Consider the following 24,751-nt stretch of genomic DNA (forward strand, 5'->3'; position numbering starts at 1 on the left):
TATGTATGAAAGCCTCTCTGTTTTTCACGAGAAGGAGTTGCGCTTTTAAAGCATATAGAGCAGGCTTTCACTTTATACTATAAAAAGACAGACTTGCGAGGTGTTGACCGTGAATAAACGCTTTGTTGTGGTAGATCTTGAAACGACGGGACATTCTCCAAAACAAGGAGATAAAATGATTCAATTTGCTGCTGTCATAGTAGAAGACGGCAAAATTGTTGAACGTTTTTCTAGTTTTTTAAATCCTGGTATGGATATTCCGCCTTTTATTACACAACTAACTAACATTCAAAATGATATGGTGAAAGATGCGCCTTTATTTGAAGAAATTTCACCTAAAATTATAGAATTGCTAGATGATGCTTATTTTGTTGCACATAATGTGGCATTTGATTTAACTTTTTTACAAGAAGAACTCTATCAGTGCGGGATGGAGACGCTTTATAATTCAACCGTGGATACCGTCGAACTGGCCCGGATTCTGCTGCCTACAGTTGATGGGTACAAACTTAGTCAATTAGCTGAGTATTTACATATTGAACATGAAAACCCTCATCAAGCAGATAGTGATGCAGAAGTAACGGCACGTATTTTACTTTTACTAATTGAAAAATTAAAGAAGCTCCCTTTAACAACCTTGAAGCAGCTATACGCGCTAAGCTTACACTTTAAAAGTGAAATTGGAGAACTGATTCAACAAGTTATAGATGATAAAAGTTATGCCGAGGATGATTCTTATGAATTTATACACGGCATTGCGCTAAACAAATATCAGCCGCATTCAGCTAATGAAAAGCAGCACTCTCATACTTACGAAATATTTGAAACTGAAAAGCAAAAGCTGTTCCATCAGGCTCTGCCATTGTTTGAAGAACGAAAAGGGCAGTGGGAGATGATGAACTTTGTACAAGAGTGCTTTGCAGGCAACGAGCATGCTTTAATTGAAGCGGGGACCGGTATTGGTAAAACCTACGCTTATTTAGTTCCTGCCGTGTTTTATGCTTCTGTTCATCACCACCCAGTCATTATCTCAACTAACACGGTAACGCTTCAGCAGCAAATCGTCGAAAAAGATGTGCCCATTTTAGAAAAGATTGTTCCGTTTCCTGTCACAGCAGCTGTTTTAAAAGGAAGAGAACATTACATTAGTATAAGAAAATTCATTCAGCTCTTAAAAGAACGAAATAATAATTACGATGCGATCCTCACAAAAGCGAAGCTGCTTATTTGGCTGACCGAAACGGAAACGGGCGACAGCGATGAAATAAACCTGCCTTCTGGGGGTAAACTTTTTTGGGAACAGCTAAATGAAAGCAATCCGTCTCCAAGTGACTTTAAGCATCCTTGGAAGCTTTATTCTTTTTATGAACGAGCGCAGAACAGAGCGCAAAATGCCCATATAGTAGTGACAAATCATCGCTTACTGTTGATGGATGTGATGAGTAATCATGAGCTGCTACCTGATTATGAACAAATTATTATTGACGAGGCTCATCACTTAGAAGACATTGCCGGAGAAGAACTGGGAGAGCGCTTAGATTATTTTGCGGTTCATGCGCTATTAAACCGAATCGGAACCATTCAAGACAAAGGGCTGTTAAAAAAAGTTCACCATACGCTTGTAAAATATAGCATCGAGCTTAACACTGAATTTCTTCAAAATCTGTTTGTGCAGCTTCATTCGGAGTGCGATGACTTATTTCGTTTGATTCATTCTTTTGTTCAAAAAAGAACAGGCAATCAGCAGGGCGAGATTGGAAGGAGCAGCTATCGGTATAAAGTGGAAAAAGAGCATGGGCATTACTGGACGGCTATTCAAGAAGCAGCGTCGCGCATTCGTTTTTTAATTCACGATCTTTTTACATGGAATGATGGGGCAAGACATTCCTTTGACGATCTATATGACAAAGCCACAAAAAATGAACAGTCATCTCTTCATGAATTTCAAACGGCTGTTAAAGGATTTGAGCATATATCTCAGCAAATAGAAAAGCTTTTGTTCAAACAGCAGAGCAATTACGTAACGTGGTTTGAAATTGAGCCAAAAGGAGCAGCAAATGCTACGTATATCTATAGTCAGCCTACTTCCATTGCCGATACGCTGGCTGATGAATTTTTCGCTAAGAAACAAAGCGTTATTTTAACATCGGCTACATTGACGGTGAATGGAACATTTGATTATTTAATTCAAGAGCTAGGGTTATATGACTTTCAGCCTGCTCAACTCATTCTTCCTTCCGAGTTTGATTACGAGAAGCAAGCTAGAGTCTATATTCCTCAGGATATGCCTGCTGTTAACGAAGTATCATTATATGAGTATAGCGCTATGATGGCAGAAAGTATTCTTGACGTAGCCAAAGTAACAAATGGCCGTATGCTGGTGCTTTTTACTTCATATGACATGTTGAAAGCTACATATGGTTATTTGAAAGAGTTAAACGATCTTGAAGAGTTTGTCCTGCTTGGTCAAGGAGTCACAACTAGAAATCGCAATAGACTGTTAAAAGACTTCAGTCAATTTGAGCATTCCATTCTTTTGGGTACAAACAGTCTGTGGGAAGGAATTGATTTGCCAGGAGATTTATTATCATGTCTCGTAATAGTCAGACTTCCTTTTTCATCTCCAAATCAACCTCTGTTGACAGCTAAATTTGAGCAGATGAAAAAAGAAGGGAAAAGTCCCTTTATGAATTATTCACTTCCTCAAGCCGTTATCCGTTTTAAACAAGGATTTGGACGGTTGATTCGTTCAAAAAGTGACCGGGGAGCTATATTTATTTTTGATAATCGTATTACGCGAACAGCATATGGATACCATTTCCTTCACTCGCTTCCAAAAGTCCAGGTTGTTCAAAAAACGTTTTCAAATATCTTACTGGACTACAAAGAATGGTGGAATGAAAAGACTTGAGCATAGCTTAAGTCTTTTTTTATGCATACTGTTTCTTCACTTGAGAGACGATAGTAATATACTATGATAAGCAAATGAGGACAGTGTATGATTAAAATATTGCTAAGTGCTGTACTGTTTTTTAGTTTTATGACCTGTTCGGTTTCAGCAGCCGTCATTAAAAACGTAGATTTTGGTTTGCAAGCTGATGAAGTAGTGATCACCTTTCTGCCTCTTTCAGATGGAGAAGCAAGTCTGATTCAAGACGGAAGCGGTGAGGCGATTTTAGTAAATACCGGGAGTGCATCTTCCTATCCCGAGCTAAACAAGTGGCTGCAGCGATATAAAGTAAAAAAAATCAACCAATTAATAATTACGAAACAGCAAAAGTACTATGATTCAAATGTTCAGCGAGCTGTGAAGGATTATCATATAGAGCGTATTATTGTGCCGGCTCAGTACCAGGCGGAATTTCAAACAGAGAAGTGGAAAGAAAATGATTTATTTCAGTTAACGGATAATATACACGTTGATGTCTTGCATGCATCGAAGCAAAAAACAGCGGCTATGGATCTATTATTCACGATTGGAGAGCACCGAGTTCTATATGCCATGAGCGGCTCAGATGAAGTAGAGGAAAAGTTTTTACGCATTCCCCTTACTCATGTAGATATATTGAAAATTCCTAATTTTGGAGAGGGAACGTTTTTTTCGAATACATTTTTGAAGCAATTAGATATACAGCTTGCCGTTGCGTTTACGAAACCAGGGCGTTCCTATTCCCCTCGACTGCTTTCAAATTTAACAGCTGAATGGATTGAATTATATGACGTAAGAGAGGGGAGCGCTTACTCTATTAAAATGTCGCTAAAATCCTATGATGTGATGAAATTTTCTGCAAAATAAACAAATTTCCTTTTGCAAAAAGAGGTAAATTCCTTATAATATTATATATGTTTACTTATTTATTCGGTTTTTACGCAAAACGTACGGGCTGGATTGATGAGTGAAAAAGATGACGATGGTTTTTGATACCTGTTATAATACGGATATCGTCATTTTTGCGTCGTGATAGACGAGCTAGGAGGTTTACAATGGAAAGCAGGATTGAAGTATTATCAACTGTCCGCGTGGAAAATTCCTCGGATTTATATAAAATTGTTGATAGTTTGAATCGCACGTTGAAAAAGCAAGATTTGATGTTCGGATTAGCGTTAGATGAAGAAGATCAAAGCAAAGCTGTATTTACAATTTATCGTACATAAGTAGGGATTTTATGAAAAAGTTAATTATTGTAGCGGTAGCTGCTGTGCTTTTAATTATCGGAGGAATTTCTTTTAGCATTTATCACTCGTCTGTGAAGGATGTTCAGTCTGCTGAGGAAAAAGCAGCATCTCAAGCAAAAAAAGAATTTAATTTGAAATCTGTCACAAGCACCCAGCCATATTTCGGCAATCATGCATTTTATGTAGTAGAAGGTACAAACCGAAGCAATCAAAAGGTAATTGCTTGGATGCCTAAAAGCAAAAAACAAACAGCTGTTTTAAAGAAAGCAAGCAGCGGGATCACAAAAGAGAAAGCCATTTCCATTGTGAAAAATGATAAAAATCCGCAGGAAATTAAGTCGGTGCGCCTAGGCATTGAAAATAAAAAGCCGCTGTGGGAAGTAACATATGTGGATAAAGATAAGAAACATTTAACATACTATTATCTTGATTTCTCTAGCGGTGAATTTATAAAACGATACAGCTTATCTCAATCATAAATCGTTTATACCATATGAAATGTCATATGTGTCATAATATAAGATTTCAGCGCTTTATGAAAATGAAGCCAATTTTTTATCTATAATCAGCCTGCGGGCTGATTATAGCTTTAGTTCATAGGGGGAGATTTTAGTGAAGTTAGCAAAACGTGTATCAGCATTAACGCCATCATCAACATTAGCGATTACAGCAAAAGCGAAAGAATTGAAAGCGGCTGGTCATGATGTGATTGGACTTGGAGCAGGGGAACCTGATTTTAATACGCCGCAGCACATTTTAGAAGCGGCTGTTACAGCAATGAATGATGGTCAGACAAAATATACGCCAGCAGGCGGTCTTGCACCATTAAAAGAAGCGGTAATTGAAAAATTCAAACGCGATCAAGGCCTGACGTATTCACCTTCTGAAATTATTGTTTGTACAGGTGCTAAGCACGCACTGTATACGTTATTTCAAGTTCTGTTAGACGAAGGTGACGAAGTAATTATCCCAACTCCTTACTGGGTAAGTTATCCTGAGCAAGTAAAGTTAGCAGAAGGTACACCCGTATTCGTTGAAGGTTCTGAAAATAACGAATTTAAAATCACACCTGAACAATTAGAAGCGGCTATTACTGCTAAAACCAAAGCTGTTATTATCAATTCACCAAGCAACCCAACGGGTATGATTTACACAAGAGAAGAGCTTCAAGCTTTAGGAGAAGTTTGCTTGAAGCACGATATTTTTATCGTATCAGATGAAATTTATGAAAAGCTTGTGTATGGTCAAAATGAACATGTATCGATTGCACAGCTTTCACCAGCGTTAAAAGAAAAAACAATTATCATTAACGGTGTTTCTAAGTCACATTCCATGACGGGCTGGCGCATTGGATATGCAGCTGGTGATGCTACAGTTATTAAAGCGATGACAAACCTAGCGAGTCACAGCACGTCAAATCCAACATCTATTGCTCAATATGCAACAATCGCTGCTTATAACGGCACTCAGGAGCCGGTGGAAATGATGCGACAAGCTTTTGAAGAGCGTCTAAACGTAATTCATGAAAAGCTGATTAACATTCCAGGGTTCTCATGCTTAAAACCACAGGGTGCTTTCTACTTATTCCCTAATGCAATTGAAGCTGCAAAGTTAACTGGCTTTGATACAGTTGATGCATGGGTAGAAGCTATTTTAGAAGAAGAGAAGGTAGCGCTAGTGCCTGGATCAGGATTCGGTTCACCTGAAAACGTACGTCTTTCTTATGCTACATCACTAGATCTGCTAGAAAAGGCATTGGAACGAATTCAATCATTCATGACTCGTCATATGAAATAAAAAAGATTATATTTAAAAACAAAAGAGCCTTTTAGCACAAATCACACGTGTTAGAAGGCTCTTTTTGTTTGTTACTTGTTATTATGTTTGTCGAAATGTATAATAGGATGGCATACATAATTACGAAATGTAAGTTTTTTGGAGGGATATTAATCGTGAAAATTACGATTTCAGAAGCAAACAAGCATGTAGGAAAAGAAGTAACAATTGGTGCTTGGTTAGCGAATAAACGTTCAAGTGGTAAAATTGCCTTTTTACAGCTGCGCGATGGATCAGGATTCATGCAAGGGGTAGTTGTAAAAGCTGAAGTAGAAGAAGAAACTTTTAAATTAGCTAAATCTATGACGCAAGAATCATCACTATATGTAACAGGTGTGGTACGCGAAGATGAGCGCTCACCGTTTGGCTATGAGTTAACAGTTACAAGCCTTGAAGTTATTCATGAAGCTGTTGATTACCCAATTACGCCAAAAGAACATGGAACAGAGTTCTTAATGGATAACCGTCATTTATGGCTGCGTTCTAAACGTCAACATGCTGTTATGAAGGTTCGTAACGAAATCATTCGTGCAACGTATGAATTCTTTAACGAAAACGGGTTTACAAAAGTAGATCCTCCAATCCTAACAGGAAGTGCTCCTGAAGGAACAACAGAATTATTCCACACGAAATATTTTGACGAAGATGCATATCTTTCTCAAAGTGGACAGCTTTATATGGAAGCAGCGGCAATGGCGCTTGGAAAAGTATTTTCATTCGGTCCAACGTTCCGCGCTGAAAAATCTAAAACACGCCGTCATTTAATTGAGTTTTGGATGATTGAACCAGAGATGGCTTTCTACCAATTCGAAGATAACTTGAAAGTACAGGAAGAGTATGTGTCTCATGTCGTACAGTCTGTTTTAACAAACTGTAAGTTAGAGTTAAATGTACTAGGCCGTGATACATCTAAGTTAGAACAAATTAAAGCGCCATTCCCTCGTATTTCGTACGATGAGGCTCTTAAATTCTTACATGAAAAAGGATTTACAGACATTCAGTGGGGAGATGACTTTGGAGCACCGCATGAAACGGCTATCGCAGAAAGCTATGACAAGCCGGTATTCATTACACACTATCCAACGTCATTAAAACCATTTTATATGCAGCCAGATCCAACAAATGAAGACGTAGTATTATGTGCAGACTTAATCGCACCAGAAGGCTACGGAGAAATCATTGGAGGCTCTGAACGTATTCATGACCAAGAGCTTTTAGCTCAGCGTGTAGAAGAGCACAAATTAGATACAGAAACATACAAGTGGTATTTAGAGCTTCGTAAGTATGGCTCAGTTCCACATTCAGGATTTGGTTTAGGCCTTGAGCGTACAGTAGCATGGATTAGCGGCGTAGAACACGTTCGTGAAACGATTCCATTCCCACGCTTATTAAACCGTTTATACCCGTAAGGAAGTGAAAAAGTATTCTGACTCCTGTAGTCAGGATACTTTTTTAGCTTTTTTTATGAATCATAAAAAGAAAAGAAAAACGAGGTTTTTACTTATATCACAAGGAAACAACGGCAAACATAGAAGAGAGTCTAACTTAAAAGGGAGTTGCAATTCTCCAAAAAATAAGTTAGTGTAATATTCTTGGAAGGAAGTCATCGTTCGTATATATTTTATATGTGCAGAGCAATGGTACGGTTTCAGCGGAAAGTTTTACATAGAAGCTTTTTAGCTTCGAATAATTATTACTTTGACTATAAACTTCATGATATACTAACTACTGAGGTGTTCGGATATGAAAAAAGAAACGTTAATTGAATGGTTTGAACAAGGCACAGTTTCAATTCCGAAGCTGCTGTTTAATCACTATAGCGATTTGGGAATGAACGAAACGGAATTCATGACGTTAATGCATATTTATGTTTCCATTGAAGGCGGTGAAGGTTTCCCGACACCTAACGAATTGGCGGCAAAAATGAGTATTTCAAGTGCTGTGTGTATGGATACGCTGCGAGCATTAATTCAGCGCGGCTTTTTATCTATTGAGCAAGATCAACAGCAAAACGCCCTTATTTGTGAACGTTATTCATTAAAACCGCTTTGGGAAAAGCTTATTCATCATATGATGCAAGAAACAAGAGAAGTAGAAAAAAGCGAAGAAGAACAAGAAGAGCTTAATTTATATACAATGTTTGAAAAAGAGTTTGGCAGAGCATTGTCTCCGTTTGAATGCGAAACGCTAGCGATGTGGATTGATCAAGATCATCATGACCCCATTATTATTAAAGCGGCACTAAGAGAGTCGGTGATGTCTGGAAAATTAAACTTCCGGTATATTGATCGTATTTTATTCGAATGGAAGAAAAATGGCATTCAGACCATTGATCAAGCCCGCAAGCATAGCCAAAAATTTCGTCAAAATCAACAGCCCAAAAAACTATCTTCTGTTAACCCTTCTCAGTCTACATCAGCCATTCCTTTTTTTAACTGGCTAGAGCAATGACAGGATAAAAAGCTGCTTCAAGATCCAAGTAATTGAATCTTGAAGCAGCTTTTTTAAAAGAATGTGGACAAAAGTAGCATTTGATAGGAACCCTATTGTAAAATAGGAGGGAACTACCTGTAAGAAGAAGGAGAACTAGTATGTTAACGTTAAAACAAATCAGACAGTGCCTAGATGCTATGGCAGAAATGTTTCCTGACGCCCACTGTGAGTTAAATCATCGGAATCCCTTTGATTTAGTCATTGCTGTGGCGCTATCTGCTCAGTGCACAGATGCTTTAGTCAACCGCGTAACAGCGGATTTATTCAAGAAATATCAAACGCCTGAAGACTATTTAGCCGTTTCGTTAGAAGAGCTGCAGCAAGATATTAGATCAATCGGCTTATATAGAAATAAAGCTAAAAACATTCAAAAGCTCTGCCGTATGCTCATTGATGAATACGGAGGAGAAGTTCCGAAAGATCGTGATGAGCTGACCAATCTTCCGGGAGTAGGGCGTAAGACGGCTAATGTTGTTGTATCCGTAGCTTTTGGAGTACCGTCAATAGCCGTAGACACGCATGTAGAACGTGTAAGTAAACGCCTTGGGATTTGCAGGTGGAAAGATTCCGTTTTGGAAGTAGAAAAAACGCTGATGAGAAAAATTCCGAAAGATGAATGGTCCGTTACGCATCATCGACTTATCTTCTTTGGACGCTATCACTGTAAAGCACAGTCTCCTCAATGTCATGTCTGCCCGCTTCTTGAGCTTTGCCGAGAAGGAAAGAAACGAATGAAAGGAAAAGAGAAGAAGACAGATGTTACCGATTGAAGTGCCGTCACATTTCATATGCGAACCATTTTATTCAAAAGAAGATCGGGTTCTTGAAGTAGATACAAAAAATGGAAGAAATTATTTTGCTTATGATATTTTATACGATGTACATAAAGAAACGAAAACACCTTGGAGGGATGTTCAAAAGAACATACGGCCATTTTTTGAAAAGTGGGAAACTCAAAGGGAAGAACTGCATACGCTTTTTTCTCAGCGAAAAGCAAAAGAAGCAGCGCCTTGTATGAAACAAGCTGCTGCTATGTATATTAGTTTACTGTTTTGGATTAATGGACAGCCCGTTCGGCGTTTAAATCGGCTGCAAGAAGACATAGCGGACCTAACCTATAAGCCTATTAACTGTGCTGAGAGACTTATGTTTTTGCTGCAGCGAGTTTCTTCTTATCAAGCGTATATTCAGCTGACAGAATTATTTAATGAGCTGCGTAAGCAGTATGCAAAAATGCTTATTCTTCACAAGAAATAAAGCCCCTACACGTGTAGGGGCTTTTTACTGCTGCGTTAATTTTCAGTTGTTGGCTCTTGCTGCGGTGTAGCAGGTGTTGACGGCGTCGATGGTGTAGCAGGAGTTTGTGGTGTTTGACTTCCTGAGTCACTTCCACCATTGTCTGCTGGAGGAGGAGTTGTGCCTCCGTTATTATTGTTGTTATTACCATCGTTAGTATTGCCGCTATCGTTATTGTTATTATCGGTATTGCCGTTATTACTGCTATTGCTACCGTCACTATTGCTGCCATTATTGCTGTTTTGGTTATCATCCGGCTTAGTAGATGAATCGTCACCTTGATCAGAGCCGTTGTTTTGATCAGTGTTGCTATTGTCTTCATTTTGATTATCGTCCGTTGTTCCGTCATCTTCAGGCTTAGTAGAATTATCTTCGGTAGCTTGATCTGATGAATCAGGGACTTTTACAGAAGAACTAGCGCTTTCGCCCGTATTTGTGGTTACGGTGAAACTGTACGTTGCGCCTGCTGCTGGATTGGAAATTGTTTTTCCACCGGCTCCTGCGCCAGATGCGAGTTGTTCAGAACCGTTAGGAGATGACATTGTGACTGTAAAGGTCGTATCACTGGCTGCGTTTGACGCTGACCAGTTAACTGAAATTGCTCCTCCGCTATACGAAGCAGTAATTTTTGGCTTCACATCTTTATTGTCTTTTTTCTCTTTTTTGTCCTCTTTTTTATCTTCTTTCTTTTCTTCTTTTTCTTTCTTCACAAACGTTTGAGATACTTTTGTCGGTGCAGTACCGCGCACAAAGTATTCTTTTGTAATTAAGCTCGAAGGAGTAGAGCCGCTTGGGCGTTTTAAGTCTTTGCCCGTTGGTTTTTCCACGGAACGTTCAACTACGCTGTCCGGCTGCTTGAAACTTCCTTTAGGTTTGCCTTCAGAAATATGAGTAATAACATGCTTAAAGATATTTTTTGCCATGCCTGTTTCGTTAGGACTTAAAATATAGCCGTCTTTAGCAGTTTCATAGCCTGTCCATACGGAAATCGTATAGTTTGGCGTAAATCCATTAAACCAAACGTCTTTTTCACCAGCGTCTGGAATATTGTATCGTTGCTTTTCTGCAGCACTAAAGTTCGAAGTTCCCGTTTTACCCGCAATTTCTAATCCTGGTGTACGAACAGCACGAGCTGTACCATATGATTCGTTTACAACAGATTTCATCATGTCCGTCATCATAAATGCCGTGTAATCTTGCATTGCGCGTTTTGGTTTTGGCGTTAAATCAATTTCTGTTCCATCAGGGAATTTTACCTTTGTCACCGTATGCGGTGCATTGTACATACCTTCATTTGCAAAAGCACTATAGGCTCCAGCCATTTGTAGAGGTGTAACACCTGTACGGAAGCCTCCGATAGAATAAGATTCAGAATAAGCTTCGCCGTCTTCTTCATCTAATTTTAGCCCAAGGCCCGTAGCGAACTCTTTTGCTTTGTCCGCACCGGTTGCTTGGAACGCTTTTAAAGCAGGGATGTTCAGTGAACGTCCTAAAGCTTCACGCGCTGAAACCCAACCTTTATAGTTGCGTCCAAAATTTCGGATTGGCGTGCCGTTTGAATAATGATATTCTTCATCTTTTAGCGGTTGTCCAGTAGACCACTTTAAGTTCTCAATCGCTGGACCGTAATCTAAGATCGGCTTAATTGTTGAGCCGGGCTGACGTCTCATATTTGTTGCAAAGTTTAAGCCGCCTGATACACGATTACGTCCGCCTCCAATTGCTTGAATACCGCCTGTTTCATTATCTACAACGACAAGACCTGCTTGGAATTTATCGTTCGGGAAGTTGACTACTTTGTTATTCATCACATCATCCACATAGTCCTGAGCATTCGTGTCAAGCGTTGTATAAATTTCTAAGCCCGCAGAAAATGGATCCGCGTCTGTTTTCTTTTTTACTTCCTCGATTACTTGATCAATAAATACATCGTACTTAGATGTTGATTCAGTTTGTTTAGCTAAGTGAGCCTGTACATCTACTTGTTTTGCTTTGTCGGCCTCGGCTTGTGTAATGAAGCCGTTTTTAGCCATTAAGTTTAATACTGTGTTACGGCGTTTAGTAGCATTCTCTGGGTTTGTAACTGGGTTATAAGTAGTTGGCGCTTTTGGTAAGCCTGCCAACATAGCAGCTTCATCAAGGGTTAAATCTTTTACGCTTTTAACTCCGTAAAATTTCTCAGCTGCTCGTTCAATACCGTATACTTCACCTGATGCGAAATATATTTTGTTTAAATACATTTCAAGAATTTGTTGCTTCGAATATTTGCGCTCAAGTTGGTAAGCTAACCACATTTCTTGTACTTTACGTTTAACCGTCTTCTTTGGTGATAAGAACGAATTCTTTACCACTTGCTGAGTAATCGTACTACCGCCCTCAGCACCGAAGCCGTTTTTAAAGTTCGCCATTAATGCTCCGCCAATACGGTAAAAGTCGACGCCGTGATGTTTATAAAAACGAACGTCTTCCGTAGCGATAAATGCATTTTTGACGACTTGAGGGATTTCATCGTATTGCACATATGTACGTTTTTGAGCTCCAATTTCTTTTACAACTGTTTTTCCATCGTTTGCATATACTTTAGATGAAAAAGAGTTTTTTAATACCGAGTCATCAACTTTTGGAGCATCGCTTATCATAGCAAAAAAAGTTCCCACTCCGGCAATGAGCCCGATGATTCCTATCAGTAAAACTGCGGCAACAATTTTACGAAATAGGCCTCCTTTTTTCTTCTTTTTCGGTTTTCCTTGAGATTTACCTTCTGGTTTGTTGTCATTCATAGCTCTTCGTCGTTCTTCACGAGAGCGATAATTATCTGACATAAAAACTCCTACCTTTCAACGCATTGTAAGAGAATGATTTCCGTAAACATATATATCATACTCTTAAAAGTATAATTTATCTATAGTTTTTATGTAATCGATTCTCGGATGGTAACCAAGTTCGATGAAATGTCCTTTTTTTTCAATATCTGCCTTAGGGATTGATTTTCGTCCATCTTTTTTCATGGAATCCCAATAAGGAAAAAGGAACTGTGCTTCGAACAAGTATATTTCTTGTAAAGTAGAGAACATTAATATAACGAAACAAACCCCGTTTTGTTTCACAATTTGCTTCATATGTTCAATTTGATGTTCATGAAAATTACGCAGAGGAAATGAGGTTTTATTTCTCGTTTCTTTTGCTTCAAAGTCAAGGTGTTTTCCTTTATAGATTCCATTATAGTCTGTAGTAGAAGCCTGCTTAAAATAAGCTTCTTTGATAACAGCGGCACTTCTCTTCGGATAGTCTACTTTTACAATTTGAACAGGGGTTGGTTTTTTGTGAACAATGGCTATTCCTTTTGAAACATAGTATTCGTTTGTTTCGTTTAAATCGTCCTCCAGCGTCATACCACGATTGCTATAGCTAGCTTCTAGCTTTTTAGGGGAAGGACTGCTGGTATTCAATGGCTTATAGGCCTTTCCGTTAGGATAGCGAATCATAACCATCACTCCTTTAGTGTAAATCTATTAAACAAACAAATTCTATTATACCAAATCCTACAAATAAAAATAGATGAAAGAAGATGAAGAGATGTCACTCAATAGTTCGGAACAAGCGCTGTTGACGGCGATTAATAAAACAACAGACAAGCTGAATATTGATAATATATCAAGAACCCAAGCTTATGCAACTTTTTATCATAGATATCCTGAAGTAAAGTGGGCATTTCTCGCAAGTATGGTATCGCGCAACGCAGGGTGGAATATGTGTGATTTGCAAGGAGAACCAATGAAAAAAGCGTTATCAAAGCAAACGCGCGATTTATTATTTTTGACGTATGAAAGAGCAAATTGGCTTATTTTTAAAGATGCCTTCCCGCAATTACTATTGTATGCTGTTTCGCGTAAAAAACATGTCTCTTACGTTCATTTACTTCCCTATTTAAATGTTTCATCTTTTATCGAAGAAAAGTGGAGGCAATTTATGCAGAAACCTTCTGAACTGCAGCTTATTCATGCGTTAATTGTAAATGAGCAGCACGTTATTCAAAAGCCCGTTATTGAACAGCCTTTTTATCAAGATAAAGTATTTAAAAGTATGCTGTTTTTTTTTCAAGATATATTCCACTTTAGTTCCGTCCTTTTTCCTACTACAAAAGGGGAGCTATACGGTTGTTCTGTTCATGATTTTACAAAAGTAAATAACCGGATTGGTTTGGGGAAGAAATTAGCGGCTTTATTATTTCATGAAAAGTATTATCCCTTGTTTTATGAATTTTCTTTGAAAACAAAGCATACGGGGTCGAGATACGATTATGAGCAGTATTTTGTGGATGAAACCAGTTGTACACCTGCACTTCGAAAGGTGTATCCGGTTATTAGACATCATGAAAAAAAGAGAGAAAAGTGGTTTTTAACAAAAAAAGAGGAACAAAAGCTCATGAAAAAGCCGCATTTTCCAAAGAAAGTTCATTTTACAAAGTGGTATCTTCAAAAGCAAAAGCAGCTGCATATATTAATGAAAGTAGCGCAAGTAGTTAATGTAAATAAAAACGGTCACAAGTGACCGTTTTGTTCTTAAGTAGAAGGCTGGTTAGGACCGTTTAACTTTTTAGGATCACCGTAGGTTTTTGTTTCAGGCTTATTTTTAGGCTGTGATTTTTGCTGTTTGTTGGCCATGTCTAGGCACCTCCTATCATGTTGTAATGAACGTTCAGCAGCAGAATGTATCTCCTTAGCTGAAATGTCTATACTAGTGTTTTCAATATGTTCTCTTTCGATTCACCATAAATGAAAATGTCGAAAACATCTTTCTTTGACGAATAGAAACTAGTTTTGTCATGTGTGAAGGGACATTGAATAAAAAAGAGAATACGTTATGCAAAGGAAAATTTGGAGGGATGGCGATGAAACAAAGTATGGTTAAAACAAGCGAAATGATGACTTTATTAGATAGCTTACTAGAGCAAGTAGATCTAGTGGATAAAACGATGTCTACATCTATAAATGAAGCATTTACACATTGTGAAGAAACATATATGGAACAAGTTCATCGCATTGACCAATCGCTGCAAGAAATTGAAGTAGCTGTGTATGAAAGCATGCCTTCCGAAACAGAATGGAGTAGAAGACGAAGAGAAATGGTTCTTCATACAGTATAAAGATTGTTTATGTTACAATAGTCATCGTAGAGGTGACGAATAACGATGAATGAAGATGTGAAAAAAAGTACGGAGATCATGTTTCAATATAATGAAGTAGCTGTAGAACGATTAGCGTCTATTCAACAGGAAGAAAATTATGAAGTGAAATTTTTTGAAGAAGTAAAGCCTTATGGAGACATTTTCTTCAAAGAACTTGATGAATGGGCTAGTCTCGTAACGGAATGGCTGAAGAAAGAGCGACCAAAATATATTCATGTTAATCAAGTAGAGACGTTAAAAGAAAATTTACAAAACGTTGTACTACAGTCATTTTATCCCGAGACGCGAGAAAAGCGATTTAAAAAGATGTATCACTCAAATAAGTATGTGCTCGAGTCGATATTGAATAATTAATCCCGGCCTTCCGTTAAGATCTACAAGGTGGGGATTTTCTATGTGTGAGATTGTGACAAAAGTATTTCACACGAATTTAAAAACGAACTATCGATCAAAAATTTTGATTCGTAGTTCGTTTTTTTTGATGAGAGGCATAGGTTTCATTTGTCTTGTTCCTTCTAGCAGTTGATTGGAGGGCAAGGCGAAGACTCCTGCGGGAAAAGCGGAACAGATGAGACCCCGCAGGAGCGTACGCGACGAGGAGGCTCAGCGGCCGCCCGCGGAAAGCGAAGCCTTGCACCGAGATCAACTGCGGTGTCATAAGCGGTTCAGCTCATGTATCCCATTTGTTCGTTTCTAGATTGGATTCATTTTGTTATGTCCCAGCCTCTTTTTATCATGATCAATAAAAAGTTAATCAAAATCTTTTTGTGATTGGATAGAAACAGCTGGGTGATCTTGTGAAGCAACTGTATCGATATGATAATCAACTTTTTCGGTATGTTTAGAAGCAACGGCGTTATTTGTTTTATTTACTGCACTTTGTCCTTGTTTTTTATGATCAAAATGTTTTCCACGACTCATGAAATAAACCTCCTTTATTGAATACTACGTTAAAGCCTTTATAGTATAAACAAGTCAAAAAAGAAGTATGTGTCCACTTTATAGGAAACAAAGAAACCACCGATTTCTCAGTGGTAGTAAAAAAATTAATCATCTTGTGCACTAAAATCAGGCTTAGTAGCTCCAATTTGTTCGAGTTCACGTACAGCGGCTTTGTAATTCATAGGAGTTAAAAAACCTTTTAAATACTGCTGCTGAGCAAAATCGAGTAATTCATTACTTGACTGCGGCTCATATTGTTTCACCGCTATAAAAGCTTCTTGAAGTTCGTTCACATACATGTAAATTCCCTCCTAATCCCCATTTGTGCCACTACGTATCGTAGTATCACTTGTTCTTATCGTACCATATATTTGAATAATCTCGTTTTTTTGAAAAATTTAAACTTTCGACAGAAACCTACATATTTTTGAATACGTTCTCCAAAAGTACAAGTAGACGAACGTCACCTCTTATTTCTGCATACATACTATATATTATGTAATATTAAAAAGGAGGTATTGATTTTGCATGTATACAAGTAAGCACTATCCGTATTATGAGCAACATCAACCAGAACGTTTTGATTTAAGTCAGGTACATCCATTTCCACAGTATCACCAGCAGCCATGGACGGAAGCTTATATGCCGCAACATCCTTACGCTCAGCAACAAATGCCTTTTGGCCCTCAGCAAATTCCCTATATGAACGGAATGTACCAGCAGCCCATGTACAACAATGCAGGTGCGCCTTTTAATCCATACCCTAAAGCTCAGCAGCAAAAGCCTCAGCCATCTCAATTTCAGTCATTAATGTCTCAGTTTAAATCGAGTGATGGCAATTACGATATGAACAAGATGATGAATACTGCCGGGCAGATGATGGGAGCTATGAACCAATTAACATCCTTAGTAAAAGGATTTTCCGGGATTTTCAAAGTATAAGGACTAGAAGTTATTTTCTAGTCCCAGCTTATTATTTTTTCTGTTGATTTTTCAAATAGGTTTCTCCAAGAAGTGCAAATACTTCATTGTAAGTTAGTCCAGACTGCGCATTTAAACGTTTGATTTCTTCGACATCTGTGGTTGATGAAGTTAAAATTCGATGCTTATTTTTTTTCATAAAAGCTCTCCTTTTCTATTTCTATGTAAAATGAATAACGCTCCATCTTAGTATATTTCCAAATGTGCACCTTCTATAAGTGGAAAAAAACGCCGAAGACATTCGTAGTTCTTCGGCGTTTTTTTGCAATAAAGATGAGTGTTTAGAGAAATTAAGAGCGGCGAGTAGAACGACGAGAGCGGCGAGTAGAACGACGAGAGCCGCGAGTAGAACGACGAGAGCGGCGAGTAGAACGACGAGAGCGGCGAGTAGAACGACGAGAGCGGCGAGTCGAACGACGAGAGCGGCGAGTAGAACGACGAGAGCCGCGAGTAGAACGGCGAGAACGGCGAGTAGAACGACGAGAGCGGCGAGTAGAACGACGAGAGCGGCGAGTAGAACGGCGAGAACGGCGAGTAGAACGGCGAGAGCGGCGAGTAGAACGACGAGAGCCGCGAGTAGAACGACGAGAGCCGCGAGTAGAACGGCGAGAGCCGCGAGTAGAACGACGAGAACGGCGAGTAGAACGACGAGAGCCGCGAGAAGAGCGACGCGTACCGCGGGTAGAACGGCGAGAGCGGCGGCCAGTGCTACGAGAAGAGCGACGTGCCTTTGTTAGTGGACCGGCAGTTGGCTCTTGAAACATAAAAGATTTCAGTTCTGTACATTCTAGGGCTTCAGCAGCCTCTTTAATTTCTTCAGGTGTAATATGCAATACAAAAACCTCCTTGTCAATTGGACTAGGTCTTGCATTAATAGAATACGCGCTGATGCTTGTCCTTGATATGAGTCAAAAGTGGAGTTTGCGGAAATAGTTGATGCTGCGGGGTATCATGGAGAATTTACCCTTCATATACTTTAATAATTGAAGAAAGGTGGTCGAATCATGAAGCAAAAAGAAGTCCCTCAATACGCTCTGTTTGTGAATGTAAAAGATTTAAAGGAAATGCAAAGAGATATTTGGTCAGAAGAAGCGGTTCAGGCAACGATGAAGTTTAACAAAAAACGCTACGATATTGATTTGCTCCTAAGAGGCTCACATATTCGGAAGATGAAGAAAAAGTCATATTATATTGAATTTTATTCTCCGAAAATATTTCAGCGCGCCAAAGAAATACACCTAAACGCTGAATACAAAGATCCATCGCTTATGCGTAACAAATTGTCCCTCGATTTTTTCTCTTCTTTAGATGTTTTATCTCCCCACTCTCAGTTTGTCACTCTTAAGATTAATGGGAAAAATGAAGGAATATATCTTCAGCTCGAATCGGTAGATGAACTATTTTTGAAAAAAAGAAATTTAGCGGATGGATCTATATTTTATGCAGTAGACGGAGATGCTAATTTTTCTTTGATGAGCGATTTGGATAAAAAGCCAAAAACAACTTTGTTATCTGGATATGAAGATAAAGCAGTGAGAGAAGGAGACGAGGAAAAATTAGAAAAGTTTATATTTAATCTTAATACATGGACAAATACGGAATTCGAACAGAATATTGAGAAGTACCTGAACGTCGACCGCTACTTATCTTGGTTAGTCGGTATTATTTGTATGCAGAATTACGACGGTTTTGTCCATAACTATGCGCTCTATCTAAATCATGAAAGCGGGCGCTTTGAACTAATTCCATGGGATTATGATGCAACTTGGGGAAGAGATGTAAATGGAAAAGTAATGGAAGGAGACTATGTCCGTGCACAAGGATTTAATACGCTTACAGCTCGCTTACTGGCGGTGAACAGCATTAAAAAGAGATATATTCAAAAAATGAACAATGTTCTAAATAATCAATTTACAATAGAATACATGAAACCAATCATTTATCAACTGCATGAGTATATTGCTCCATATGTATTAAAAGATCCTTACGTAAAAGATAACTTGGAGCAATTCCATAAGGAACCAGACCTTATGCTTTCTTTCGTAAAAGACCGAACAGCGTACATTAAAAGTCATCTTTTTGATTTTTGAATTTTACTAGACTGATAGGCAAAAGTGGAATTTAAGAATAATAGGCAAATGCAGGAAGACAATAGCTGTACATGATACGTATATATACATTATGAATGACCAATAAGGACAATTAATAAGGAGGAAAAATAATGAGTAACTATTACTACGACCAAAATCAAGACCAAACTCAAAATGCCAATCGTAGTCGCGCTCGTAAAGTTCAACAATCTGAAAGCACGGGCTACTCTGCCCACTTTAAACCATTAAAAGGGAGAGTAGTAACTGTCTATCGCGGAGGGCCTGAATCTAAAACGGGATATTTAATTGACGTTCAATCAGATTATTTAACACTTGCTCTTGAAACAAATCAAAATAACAACCAGCAAAATAATCAGCCGGCTCAGCTTATTCCACAGCAGCAGTATACATTTATTTATTATCAGCTTGCCCATGTTAAAAGCATTACAGAGGATACGAAGTCTAATTCGGCACAAACATTTTCTGGATTTAATAGTGAAGTAGAACTTCACAGAGCTAACACATTTGCAGGTACTCTATTATTAATGAAAGATAAGCAGGTGCAAATAAATCAAGGTGGTCCAGAGAAGAAAGTGGGTAAAATCCTTGACGTATTAGGCTCATTTGAATCTGCGTATGTCGTATTATTAACAGAAGATGACGGCGTCGTTTATATCAATGTAGAGCATATAAAGAGTGTAAGTGAAGTTGTAAGCAAAAATACACCTGTTGTTCCGCAAAATCCATTATTAGTTGAAGAAACACCTGATTATATCAAAGCGAAAAGTTTTAATGAACTGTTTGAAGAGTTTTCACATAGATGGGTAGCTATTAACGGTGGAGGCCCAGAGGCTGTGGAAGGTGTATTAGTTCAAAGCCGCAGTGGAAACTTTACTCTTGTACAAAATAATCAAGTTTTACGTTTACAACCAAGACACGTAAAAACCATTGCCTTAGGATCAAAAGGATCTTTCAAGCAAAATGAAGAAAATTCTGAGCAAAATGGAGATACAAATGAAGAAGATTCTATGCAAGAGTCAACTACAGTAGATAGAACCGGAGGTCGCACGGATGGCCGTACTGGAGACCGTACCGGAAGACGTACCGGAAGACGTACAGGAGGTCGCACAGACGATCGCTCGGGAGGACGCCGTACGGGTTCACGCTCTTCAACACCAGGTGAAAAAGTTATTAAAACGAAAAATTATCGTTGGAAAGCATGACGAACTGGAACGTAAAAGGTGCTTATAAAGCACCTTTTCTATCATATAGGAAAAAGGAGGAGAATGAGAATGAGTATGAATCATTATATTGATAAAATTGTTGAAGTCGATATATCAGGGAAAACAACGTTTATAGGAAAACTTGTTGATCTCGGGTTAGATGTAATGGTTTTATATAATGGACATGATTATTTGTATATTCCTCTTTTACACATACATCGCTTGCGAGAGGTTTCAGAAGAAGATTATACACCTTTACGAACCATAGAAGAGAACTTAATAGAAGAAAGTCAGCGGATTTCTTATCGTAATATTTTACAGCAGGCAAAAGGGAAATTTATTGAAATTTATGTAACAGGAGGAAAATCATTGCATGGCTATATTACAAGCGTGCTGAATGATTATCTTGTGTTTTATTCTCCAGTGTATAAAAATGTCTTTGTTTCTCTACATCATTTGAAATGGCTTACCCCTTATAGTAATGAGTTAACCCCTTATTCTTTAAGTGACAAAGAGCTCCCAGTAAGGCCTGCCTCTGCACCTTTTGTCAGAAACTTTGAAGAGCAGCTTAAAAAATATGAAAATCAACTGGTCGTATTAGATTTAGGGGATCAATCAGAAAAAATTGGCGTACTTAAAGAAGTTTCTAATAATATTGTTGAACTAATTACGGCAAATGGAGAAAGTATGTATTGGAAGTTAGCTCACGTAAAATCTGTGCACTTGCCTTAGAAAAAGAGACCTCGGTGTCGTCTCTTTTTTTATGTACTTATCAGGACAAGTATATTGAATAAACAAATGAGATGATTTAAATTTTTTAGAAAATTATGTTGACAATAAAGAAAATCTTTATTAAAGTTAGTAACAACAAACGTTAACCACCAACAATTATATAGAACTCTTATCAAGAGTGGCGGAGGGACTGGCCCTGCGATGCCCGGCAACCATCAAATGAAACATTCATTTGAACGGTGCTAATTCCTGTGGAACATCAGTATTGTTCTAACAGATGAGAGAAATCGTGTATAAACGAACACTCTTCCATCTGTGAAGAGTGTTTTTTATTTTGAGTTAAGGAGAGAAATAGATGAAAATTGAAACTTTATTAGTTCGTTCAGGAGTAGGTCGTGACCCTTCAACAGGTTCTATTACAACACCCATTTACCAAGCATCAACATTTGCTCATCCTGCTTTAGGGCAAAGTACAGGATTTGACTATGCACGTACGGCAAATCCTACTCGTACGGCATTGGAAGAAGCAATTGCTGCTTTAGAAAAAGGCGAAGTAGGAGTAGCATTCGCTTCAGGAATGGCGGGTGTAATGTCAGTTTTAGCGCTATTTAAAAACGGAGATCATTTAATTGTATCAGAGGATTTATACGGAGGAACGTACCGAGTACTAAATGAAATCTTTTCAGAGCAAGGAATTACTGTTTCGTACGTCAACACAGCCCATCTCGAGCAAGTAAAAGATGCGCTTCGTCCCAACACGAAAGCTTTATTCATTGAAACACCTACAAATCCAATGATGCACGTGACTGATTTGCCAGAAGCAATTGCGTTAGCTAAACAGCATGATTTGCTTACTATCATTGACAATACATTCATGTCCCCTTACTATCAGCGTCCTTTAGAGCTTGGAGCAGATATTGTGATACATAGTGCAAGCAAATACATTGGGGGTCATAATGATGTAGTTGCTGGTCTTGTAGTCGCTCGATGTAGTAGCTTAGGAGAAAAAATTCGTTTTTATCAAAATGCAGCTGGGGCAATCTTAGGTCCACAAGATAGCTGGCTGTTATTGCGCGGTATTAAGACGCTAGCGCTTCGTATGGAAAAACATAACGAAAACGCACTGAAAATTGCAAATTGGCTTACTGCTCATGATCTCGTGGAAAAAGTGTATTACCCTGGTCTTGAAACACATCCGGGCTATGAAATCATGAAGAAACAAGCAACTGGATTTGGAGGCATGATTTCTTTTGCTGTCTCACACCCTGACATCGTGTCAGTACTTTTAGAAAATGTTAAAGTTATTACATTTGCAGAAAGCTTAGGAGGCGTGGAAAGTTTAATGACATTCCCAGCTCGTCAAACACACGCTGACATTCCGGAGGAAATTCGAAATCGTGTCGGAGTAACAAACTGTTTACTTCGATTATCAGTTGGAATTGAGCACGCAGATGATTTAATTAAAGATTTAAAGGAGGCATTTGATGCATACCAACAACAATAAACATAGATTTGGTACGAACTTAATTCATGCAAATACAGGAATTGACGGTCATTTTGGAGCGGTTAACGTACCTATTTATCAAGTATCTACATTTAACCAAGAAGATGAGACGAACAACGGCCGCTATGACTATTCTCGTTCAGGAAACCCAACGCGTGAGGCTTTAGAAAACACTATTGCTCAGCTAGAAAATGGATACGCTGGTTTTGCTTTTTCATCAGGTATGGCTGCTATTTCATCGGTGTTATCTATTTTTGAATCAGGGGATGAAATTTTAGTTTCACACGATACGTACGGCGGGACATATCGTGTATTAACACGATTATTTTCAAAGTTTGGTATCAAAACAACTTTTGTTGATACAACGAAGGTTGAGAAAGTAGAAGAAGCTATTACAAAAGATACGAAGGCTATTTATATCGAAAGCCCTTCAAATCCATTTTTACAGGTAACGGATATTAAAGCAGTAGCAAGTTTGGCGAAGGAGCACAATCTCCTTACAATTGTGGATAACACGTTTTTAACACCTTATCTACAGCAGCCGATTGACCTTGGTGTAAATATTGTCATTCATAGTGCTACAAAATATATCAGCGGCCACAGTGACGTCATTGGCGGTCTAGTTGTGGTAAGCGATGAAAAGCTAGCGGAAGAAGTAAAGTTTGTACAAAATGCTTTTGGTGCTATCTTGGGACCACAGGATTGTTTTTTACTGCTTCGAGGCATTAAGACATTAAAAGTTCGTTTAGATCAGCAGTTAAAAACAGCGCTGCAGTTTGCAAAGTGGCTTGAAGAACAATCTCTAGTGAGCCGTGTATACTACCCGGGCTTAAAAAGTCATCCGGACCACAAACTCATTTCAGAACAAGCAAATGGATACGGAGCTATGATTTCTTTCCAAGTGCAGGATGAAAAAGTAGCACGACATATTTTACAAGGAGTCAAATTAGCTTCAATTGGCGTTAGTCTAGGTGCAGTTGAATCCATTCTCACGCATCCTGCAACAATGTCTCATGCAAGTATCCCAAAAGAAGTACGTGAAGAAAAAGGAATTACTGATTCACTTCTTCGCCTTTCAGTAGGGTTAGAGGAATTCGAGGATTTGAAGCAAGACTTTAACGCTGTTTTTCAAAGCTTAGAAGAAAAAGCGTTAATTAAATAAAAAAAGGACTTCCATTAAGGAAGTCCTTTTCTATCGTTATATACAGCTATCTAAAAGGTTTGTGTATAGGGACGCAAGCGCAACTTTTTCATCAGAGGAAAGGCTGCTGTTTAGAATTCTTTTTATGCCAAGGTGATATTTGACATGCGGTGTTTGCCGAACGCGCGGATGAGTCATTTCATCTCTTAAATCTTTCAAAATGGCTTCGTGAAGCTGATCTTCACTTGTCATGGATTGTTTGGAAGCAAACGAACGGTTTAACCATAGGGTTTGATAAGCTGCTAGTAAATGTTCAGAAGTCATTGTGCAAAGAGCTCCTTTAGATTAGTTTCTTCATTATAATAATCTATAGTTTATCATAAGTATTAATACGTGTACGTAACTTTTACAGAAGCGGATACAGTCAAGGACTGAGCTTGGATAGGGGGAGAGGCTGCTAATAACTTAGGCGAGGAGCCAGATGACTGATAGACGGGGCCTTCTTCGATTAAAATGGGGATTTGGTTAATAGGGAGCTGCAGCGTGTTGGCAATGGTAAAGGCCTTTTCTTTAGCGTTAAGCAAAGCTTTACTTATCGCTTCTTGTTCATATTTATCATCATTTGTAACGTGAAATTGAAGATCTTGCGCTACGTTGGCTCCGCTTGAAAACGTAGCGTTATAAACATCGCCAGCTTGTTTTACATCTTGTACTCTTACTCTAAACAAATGCTGTACTTCGTATCCTGTAAGAGTCGATTTTCCATCGCTGTAATCATATTTAGGATTTATAGTGAATGAAGCTGTTTCAATTTGCTGGTCGTTGATTCCAAGTTTTTTTATCTCTTGCAGCAGAGTATTTGAAACAGCTGAATTTTCTTTTAAGGCTTCTTGAACGTCTCGGTTTTCCGTGCGCGTTCCAATCGTCATGGAAATTTCATTTGGAATGGCTGAAGCACTTCCTTCACCAGTTACTTTAATTTCTCTATTTTGTGTATCTGCGCGCAGTTGCTGTGTAGGTTCGTAAGGGAAATAAGAATGTTGCATACAAAAACCTCCTTTATTAATCTTTAATATATATATGATAAGGAAGAGAGATTAAAAACAAAAAGAGATTGAGATATAACTAAATCAATTCAATCTACGTTCA

The 24,751-nt window shown here is 38.4% G+C and carries 27 protein-coding genes, 1 pseudogene and 1 riboswitch; of the genes and pseudogenes, 19 read left to right on the forward strand and 9 right to left on the reverse strand.

What is annotated here, in order from left to right:
- The first annotated feature begins 109 nt into the window (after positions 1 to 109).
- From dinG to AC1VNJ_RS15800, 9 genes are all read left to right on the forward strand, one after another.
- Positions 110 to 2,911 carry an ATP-dependent DNA helicase DinG gene (gene dinG, locus AC1VNJ_RS15760; protein WP_154989275.1) on the forward strand — a complete coding sequence of 934 codons (2,802 nt, stop codon included), beginning with the start codon at positions 110 to 112 and terminating at the stop codon, positions 2,909 to 2,911.
- An 87-nt stretch (positions 2,912 to 2,998) separates the two neighbouring features.
- Positions 2,999 to 3,796 (forward strand): ComEC/Rec2 family competence protein, encoded by a 798-nt coding sequence (locus AC1VNJ_RS15765; RefSeq protein ID WP_047751376.1) that lies wholly within the window; start codon positions 2,999 to 3,001, stop codon positions 3,794 to 3,796.
- A gap of 188 nt (positions 3,797 to 3,984) precedes the next feature.
- A complete protein-coding gene (locus tag AC1VNJ_RS15770) occupies positions 3,985 to 4,155 on the forward strand; it encodes a YpmA family protein (RefSeq protein WP_013056102.1) in 171 nt (56 codons plus the stop codon).
- A gap of 11 nt (positions 4,156 to 4,166) precedes the next feature.
- Positions 4,167 to 4,655, forward strand: coding sequence for a cell wall elongation regulator TseB-like domain-containing protein (locus AC1VNJ_RS15775; protein ID WP_013056103.1), 489 nt, complete (start codon positions 4,167 to 4,169; stop codon positions 4,653 to 4,655).
- Between the two features lie 133 nt (positions 4,656 to 4,788).
- Positions 4,789 to 5,973 (forward strand): pyridoxal phosphate-dependent aminotransferase, encoded by a 1,185-nt coding sequence (locus tag AC1VNJ_RS15780; protein WP_013082327.1) that lies wholly within the window; start codon positions 4,789 to 4,791, stop codon positions 5,971 to 5,973.
- Between the two features lie 155 nt (positions 5,974 to 6,128).
- Positions 6,129 to 7,421, forward strand: coding sequence for an asparagine--tRNA ligase (gene asnS, locus AC1VNJ_RS15785; protein WP_033578423.1), 1,293 nt, complete (start codon positions 6,129 to 6,131; stop codon positions 7,419 to 7,421).
- A gap of 334 nt (positions 7,422 to 7,755) precedes the next feature.
- Positions 7,756 to 8,463, forward strand: a complete 708-nt coding sequence (locus tag AC1VNJ_RS15790; RefSeq protein WP_016763459.1) for a DnaD domain-containing protein — start codon at positions 7,756 to 7,758, stop codon at positions 8,461 to 8,463.
- Between the two features lie 140 nt (positions 8,464 to 8,603).
- Positions 8,604 to 9,275 (forward strand): endonuclease III, encoded by a 672-nt coding sequence (nth, locus tag AC1VNJ_RS15795; RefSeq protein WP_033578424.1) that lies wholly within the window; start codon positions 8,604 to 8,606, stop codon positions 9,273 to 9,275.
- Positions 9,262 to 9,762, forward strand: coding sequence for a YpoC family protein (locus AC1VNJ_RS15800; RefSeq protein ID WP_482641034.1), 501 nt, complete (start codon positions 9,262 to 9,264; stop codon positions 9,760 to 9,762). Before nth ends, AC1VNJ_RS15800 begins: the two co-directional genes overlap by 14 nt.
- A 35-nt stretch (positions 9,763 to 9,797) precedes the next feature.
- On the opposite strand, the gene AC1VNJ_RS15805 is transcribed toward AC1VNJ_RS15800, so the two are convergent.
- Positions 9,798 to 12,623, reverse strand: coding sequence for a transglycosylase domain-containing protein (locus AC1VNJ_RS15805; RefSeq protein ID WP_482641035.1), 2,826 nt, complete (start codon positions 12,621 to 12,623; stop codon positions 9,798 to 9,800).
- Between the two features lie 63 nt (positions 12,624 to 12,686).
- Positions 12,687 to 13,286 carry a Holliday junction resolvase RecU gene (recU, locus tag AC1VNJ_RS15810; RefSeq protein ID WP_328173729.1) on the reverse strand — a complete coding sequence of 200 codons (600 nt, stop codon included), beginning with the start codon at positions 13,284 to 13,286 and terminating at the stop codon, positions 12,687 to 12,689.
- 73 nt (positions 13,287 to 13,359) lie between these two features.
- Between recU and AC1VNJ_RS15815 the strand changes: the two genes are divergently transcribed.
- Positions 13,360 to 14,352 carry a DUF2515 family protein gene (locus tag AC1VNJ_RS15815; RefSeq protein WP_482641036.1) on the forward strand — a complete coding sequence of 331 codons (993 nt, stop codon included), beginning with the start codon at positions 13,360 to 13,362 and terminating at the stop codon, positions 14,350 to 14,352.
- A gap of 11 nt (positions 14,353 to 14,363) precedes the next feature.
- Here the strand turns inward: AC1VNJ_RS15815 and AC1VNJ_RS15820 are convergent, their stop codons facing one another.
- Positions 14,364 to 14,465, reverse strand: a complete 102-nt coding sequence (locus AC1VNJ_RS15820) for a hypothetical protein (protein ID WP_016763465.1) — start codon at positions 14,463 to 14,465, stop codon at positions 14,364 to 14,366.
- Positions 14,466 to 14,692: 227 nt separating this feature from the next.
- On the opposite strand from AC1VNJ_RS15820, the gene AC1VNJ_RS15825 reads away from it, so the two are divergent.
- The 3 genes and pseudogenes from AC1VNJ_RS15825 to AC1VNJ_RS15835 all read left to right on the forward strand — a co-directional run bounded on the left by AC1VNJ_RS15825 (position 14,693) and on the right by AC1VNJ_RS15835 (position 15,760).
- Positions 14,693 to 14,947, forward strand: coding sequence for a hypothetical protein (locus AC1VNJ_RS15825; protein ID WP_033578427.1), 255 nt, complete (start codon positions 14,693 to 14,695; stop codon positions 14,945 to 14,947).
- A 45-nt stretch (positions 14,948 to 14,992) separates the two neighbouring features.
- Complete coding sequence (locus tag AC1VNJ_RS15830) at positions 14,993 to 15,343, forward strand: YppE family protein (RefSeq protein WP_013056113.1); 351 nt, start codon at positions 14,993 to 14,995, stop codon at positions 15,341 to 15,343.
- Positions 15,344 to 15,511: 168 nt separating this feature from the next.
- Positions 15,512 to 15,760: pseudogene (locus tag AC1VNJ_RS15835) on the forward strand (hypothetical protein).
- Here AC1VNJ_RS15835 and AC1VNJ_RS15840 read toward each other — a convergent pair.
- Positions 15,740 to 15,910: a hypothetical protein gene (locus AC1VNJ_RS15840; protein ID WP_165573332.1), complete on the reverse strand. Its 171-nt coding sequence runs from the start codon at positions 15,908 to 15,910 to the stop codon at positions 15,740 to 15,742. The pseudogene AC1VNJ_RS15835 and the gene AC1VNJ_RS15840 sit on opposite strands and share 21 nt — an antisense overlap.
- Positions 15,911 to 16,035: 125 nt before the next feature.
- Positions 16,036 to 16,230, reverse strand: coding sequence for a YppF family protein (locus AC1VNJ_RS15845; RefSeq protein WP_013056115.1), 195 nt, complete (start codon positions 16,228 to 16,230; stop codon positions 16,036 to 16,038).
- A 229-nt stretch (positions 16,231 to 16,459) separates the two neighbouring features.
- On the opposite strand from AC1VNJ_RS15845, the gene AC1VNJ_RS15850 reads away from it, so the two are divergent.
- Positions 16,460 to 16,873 (forward strand): YppG family protein, encoded by a 414-nt coding sequence (locus AC1VNJ_RS15850; protein ID WP_013056116.1) that lies wholly within the window; start codon positions 16,460 to 16,462, stop codon positions 16,871 to 16,873.
- 31 nt (positions 16,874 to 16,904) lie between these two features.
- Here the strand turns inward: AC1VNJ_RS15850 and AC1VNJ_RS15855 are convergent, their stop codons facing one another.
- Together AC1VNJ_RS15855 and AC1VNJ_RS15860 are read right to left on the reverse strand one after the other, a co-directional pair.
- Positions 16,905 to 17,051 carry a hypothetical protein gene (locus AC1VNJ_RS15855; RefSeq protein WP_482641037.1) on the reverse strand — a complete coding sequence of 49 codons (147 nt, stop codon included), beginning with the start codon at positions 17,049 to 17,051 and terminating at the stop codon, positions 16,905 to 16,907.
- A gap of 151 nt (positions 17,052 to 17,202) precedes the next feature.
- Positions 17,203 to 17,745, reverse strand: coding sequence for a CotG/ExsB N-terminal domain-containing protein (locus AC1VNJ_RS15860; protein WP_482641038.1), 543 nt, complete (start codon positions 17,743 to 17,745; stop codon positions 17,203 to 17,205).
- Positions 17,746 to 17,916: 171 nt separating this feature from the next.
- Here AC1VNJ_RS15860 and AC1VNJ_RS15865 point away from each other — a divergent pair, with 171 nt between their 5' ends.
- The 5 genes from AC1VNJ_RS15865 to AC1VNJ_RS15885 all read left to right on the forward strand — a co-directional run bounded on the left by AC1VNJ_RS15865 (position 17,917) and on the right by AC1VNJ_RS15885 (position 23,623).
- Positions 17,917 to 19,002, forward strand: a complete 1,086-nt coding sequence (locus AC1VNJ_RS15865) for a CotH kinase family protein (RefSeq protein WP_049163639.1) — start codon at positions 17,917 to 17,919, stop codon at positions 19,000 to 19,002.
- A 131-nt stretch (positions 19,003 to 19,133) separates the two neighbouring features.
- Positions 19,134 to 20,225, forward strand: coding sequence for a spore coat protein (locus AC1VNJ_RS15870; protein WP_482641039.1), 1,092 nt, complete (start codon positions 19,134 to 19,136; stop codon positions 20,223 to 20,225).
- Positions 20,226 to 20,294: 69 nt separating this feature from the next.
- Positions 20,295 to 20,957 carry a hypothetical protein gene (locus tag AC1VNJ_RS15875; protein ID WP_028414069.1) on the forward strand — a complete coding sequence of 221 codons (663 nt, stop codon included), beginning with the start codon at positions 20,295 to 20,297 and terminating at the stop codon, positions 20,955 to 20,957.
- Positions 20,958 to 21,123: 166 nt separating this feature from the next.
- A riboswitch (SAM riboswitch) is annotated at positions 21,124 to 21,241 on the forward strand.
- Between the two features lie 71 nt (positions 21,242 to 21,312).
- Positions 21,313 to 22,461, forward strand: coding sequence for a trans-sulfuration enzyme family protein (locus AC1VNJ_RS15880; protein ID WP_049163646.1), 1,149 nt, complete (start codon positions 21,313 to 21,315; stop codon positions 22,459 to 22,461).
- On the forward strand, positions 22,442 to 23,623 hold the full coding sequence (locus AC1VNJ_RS15885; RefSeq protein ID WP_028414067.1) for a trans-sulfuration enzyme family protein: 1,182 nt from the start codon (positions 22,442 to 22,444) through the stop codon (positions 23,621 to 23,623). The genes AC1VNJ_RS15880 and AC1VNJ_RS15885 overlap by 20 nt, the downstream gene beginning before the upstream one ends.
- Before the next feature lie 36 nt (positions 23,624 to 23,659).
- Here AC1VNJ_RS15885 and AC1VNJ_RS15890 read toward each other — a convergent pair whose 3' ends face one another.
- Positions 23,660 to 23,926, reverse strand: a complete 267-nt coding sequence (locus AC1VNJ_RS15890) for a hypothetical protein (RefSeq protein ID WP_115653383.1) — start codon at positions 23,924 to 23,926, stop codon at positions 23,660 to 23,662.
- Positions 23,927 to 23,988: 62 nt separating this feature from the next.
- Positions 23,989 to 24,648 carry an SIMPL domain-containing protein gene (locus AC1VNJ_RS15895; protein ID WP_482641040.1) on the reverse strand — a complete coding sequence of 220 codons (660 nt, stop codon included), beginning with the start codon at positions 24,646 to 24,648 and terminating at the stop codon, positions 23,989 to 23,991.
- Positions 24,649 to 24,751 lie beyond the last annotated feature (103 nt).

It is taken from the genome of Priestia sp. 3CA3 (assembly GCF_056836725.1).

Coding starts and splice junctions, on each gene's coding strand:
- AC1VNJ_RS15765 (WP_047751376.1), top strand. CDS start 2,999: ATGATTAAAATATTGCTAAGTGCTGTACTGTTTTTTAGTTTTATGACC.
- AC1VNJ_RS15770 (WP_013056102.1), top strand. CDS start 3,985: ATGGAAAGCAGGATTGAAGTATTATCAACTGTCCGCGTGGAAAATTCC.
- AC1VNJ_RS15775 (WP_013056103.1), top strand. CDS start 4,167: ATGAAAAAGTTAATTATTGTAGCGGTAGCTGCTGTGCTTTTAATTATC.
- AC1VNJ_RS15790 (WP_016763459.1), top strand. CDS start 7,756: ATGAAAAAAGAAACGTTAATTGAATGGTTTGAACAAGGCACAGTTTCA.
- nth (WP_033578424.1), top strand. CDS start 8,604: ATGTTAACGTTAAAACAAATCAGACAGTGCCTAGATGCTATGGCAGAA.
- AC1VNJ_RS15800 (WP_482641034.1), top strand. CDS start 9,262: ATGTTACCGATTGAAGTGCCGTCACATTTCATATGCGAACCATTTTAT.
- AC1VNJ_RS15805 (WP_482641035.1), bottom strand. CDS start 12,623: ATGTCAGATAATTATCGCTCTCGTGAAGAACGACGAAGAGCTATGAAT.
- recU (WP_328173729.1), bottom strand. CDS start 13,286: ATGATTCGCTATCCTAACGGAAAGGCCTATAAGCCATTGAATACCAGC.
- AC1VNJ_RS15815 (WP_482641036.1), top strand. CDS start 13,360: ATGAAAGAAGATGAAGAGATGTCACTCAATAGTTCGGAACAAGCGCTG.
- AC1VNJ_RS15820 (WP_016763465.1), bottom strand. CDS start 14,465: ATGGCCAACAAACAGCAAAAATCACAGCCTAAAAATAAGCCTGAAACA.
- AC1VNJ_RS15825 (WP_033578427.1), top strand. CDS start 14,693: ATGAAACAAAGTATGGTTAAAACAAGCGAAATGATGACTTTATTAGAT.
- AC1VNJ_RS15830 (WP_013056113.1), top strand. CDS start 14,993: ATGAATGAAGATGTGAAAAAAAGTACGGAGATCATGTTTCAATATAAT.
- AC1VNJ_RS15840 (WP_165573332.1), bottom strand. CDS start 15,910: ATGAGTCGTGGAAAACATTTTGATCATAAAAAACAAGGACAAAGTGCA.
- AC1VNJ_RS15845 (WP_013056115.1), bottom strand. CDS start 16,230: ATGTATGTGAACGAACTTCAAGAAGCTTTTATAGCGGTGAAACAATAT.
- AC1VNJ_RS15850 (WP_013056116.1), top strand. CDS start 16,460: ATGTATACAAGTAAGCACTATCCGTATTATGAGCAACATCAACCAGAA.
- AC1VNJ_RS15855 (WP_482641037.1), bottom strand. CDS start 17,051: ATGAAAAAAAATAAGCATCGAATTTTAACTTCATCAACCACAGATGTC.
- AC1VNJ_RS15865 (WP_049163639.1), top strand. CDS start 17,917: ATGAAGCAAAAAGAAGTCCCTCAATACGCTCTGTTTGTGAATGTAAAA.
- AC1VNJ_RS15870 (WP_482641039.1), top strand. CDS start 19,134: ATGAGTAACTATTACTACGACCAAAATCAAGACCAAACTCAAAATGCC.
- AC1VNJ_RS15875 (WP_028414069.1), top strand. CDS start 20,295: ATGAGTATGAATCATTATATTGATAAAATTGTTGAAGTCGATATATCA.
- AC1VNJ_RS15880 (WP_049163646.1), top strand. CDS start 21,313: ATGAAAATTGAAACTTTATTAGTTCGTTCAGGAGTAGGTCGTGACCCT.
- AC1VNJ_RS15885 (WP_028414067.1), top strand. CDS start 22,442: ATGCATACCAACAACAATAAACATAGATTTGGTACGAACTTAATTCAT.
- AC1VNJ_RS15890 (WP_115653383.1), bottom strand. CDS start 23,926: ATGACTTCTGAACATTTACTAGCAGCTTATCAAACCCTATGGTTAAAC.
- AC1VNJ_RS15895 (WP_482641040.1), bottom strand. CDS start 24,648: ATGCAACATTCTTATTTCCCTTACGAACCTACACAGCAACTGCGCGCA.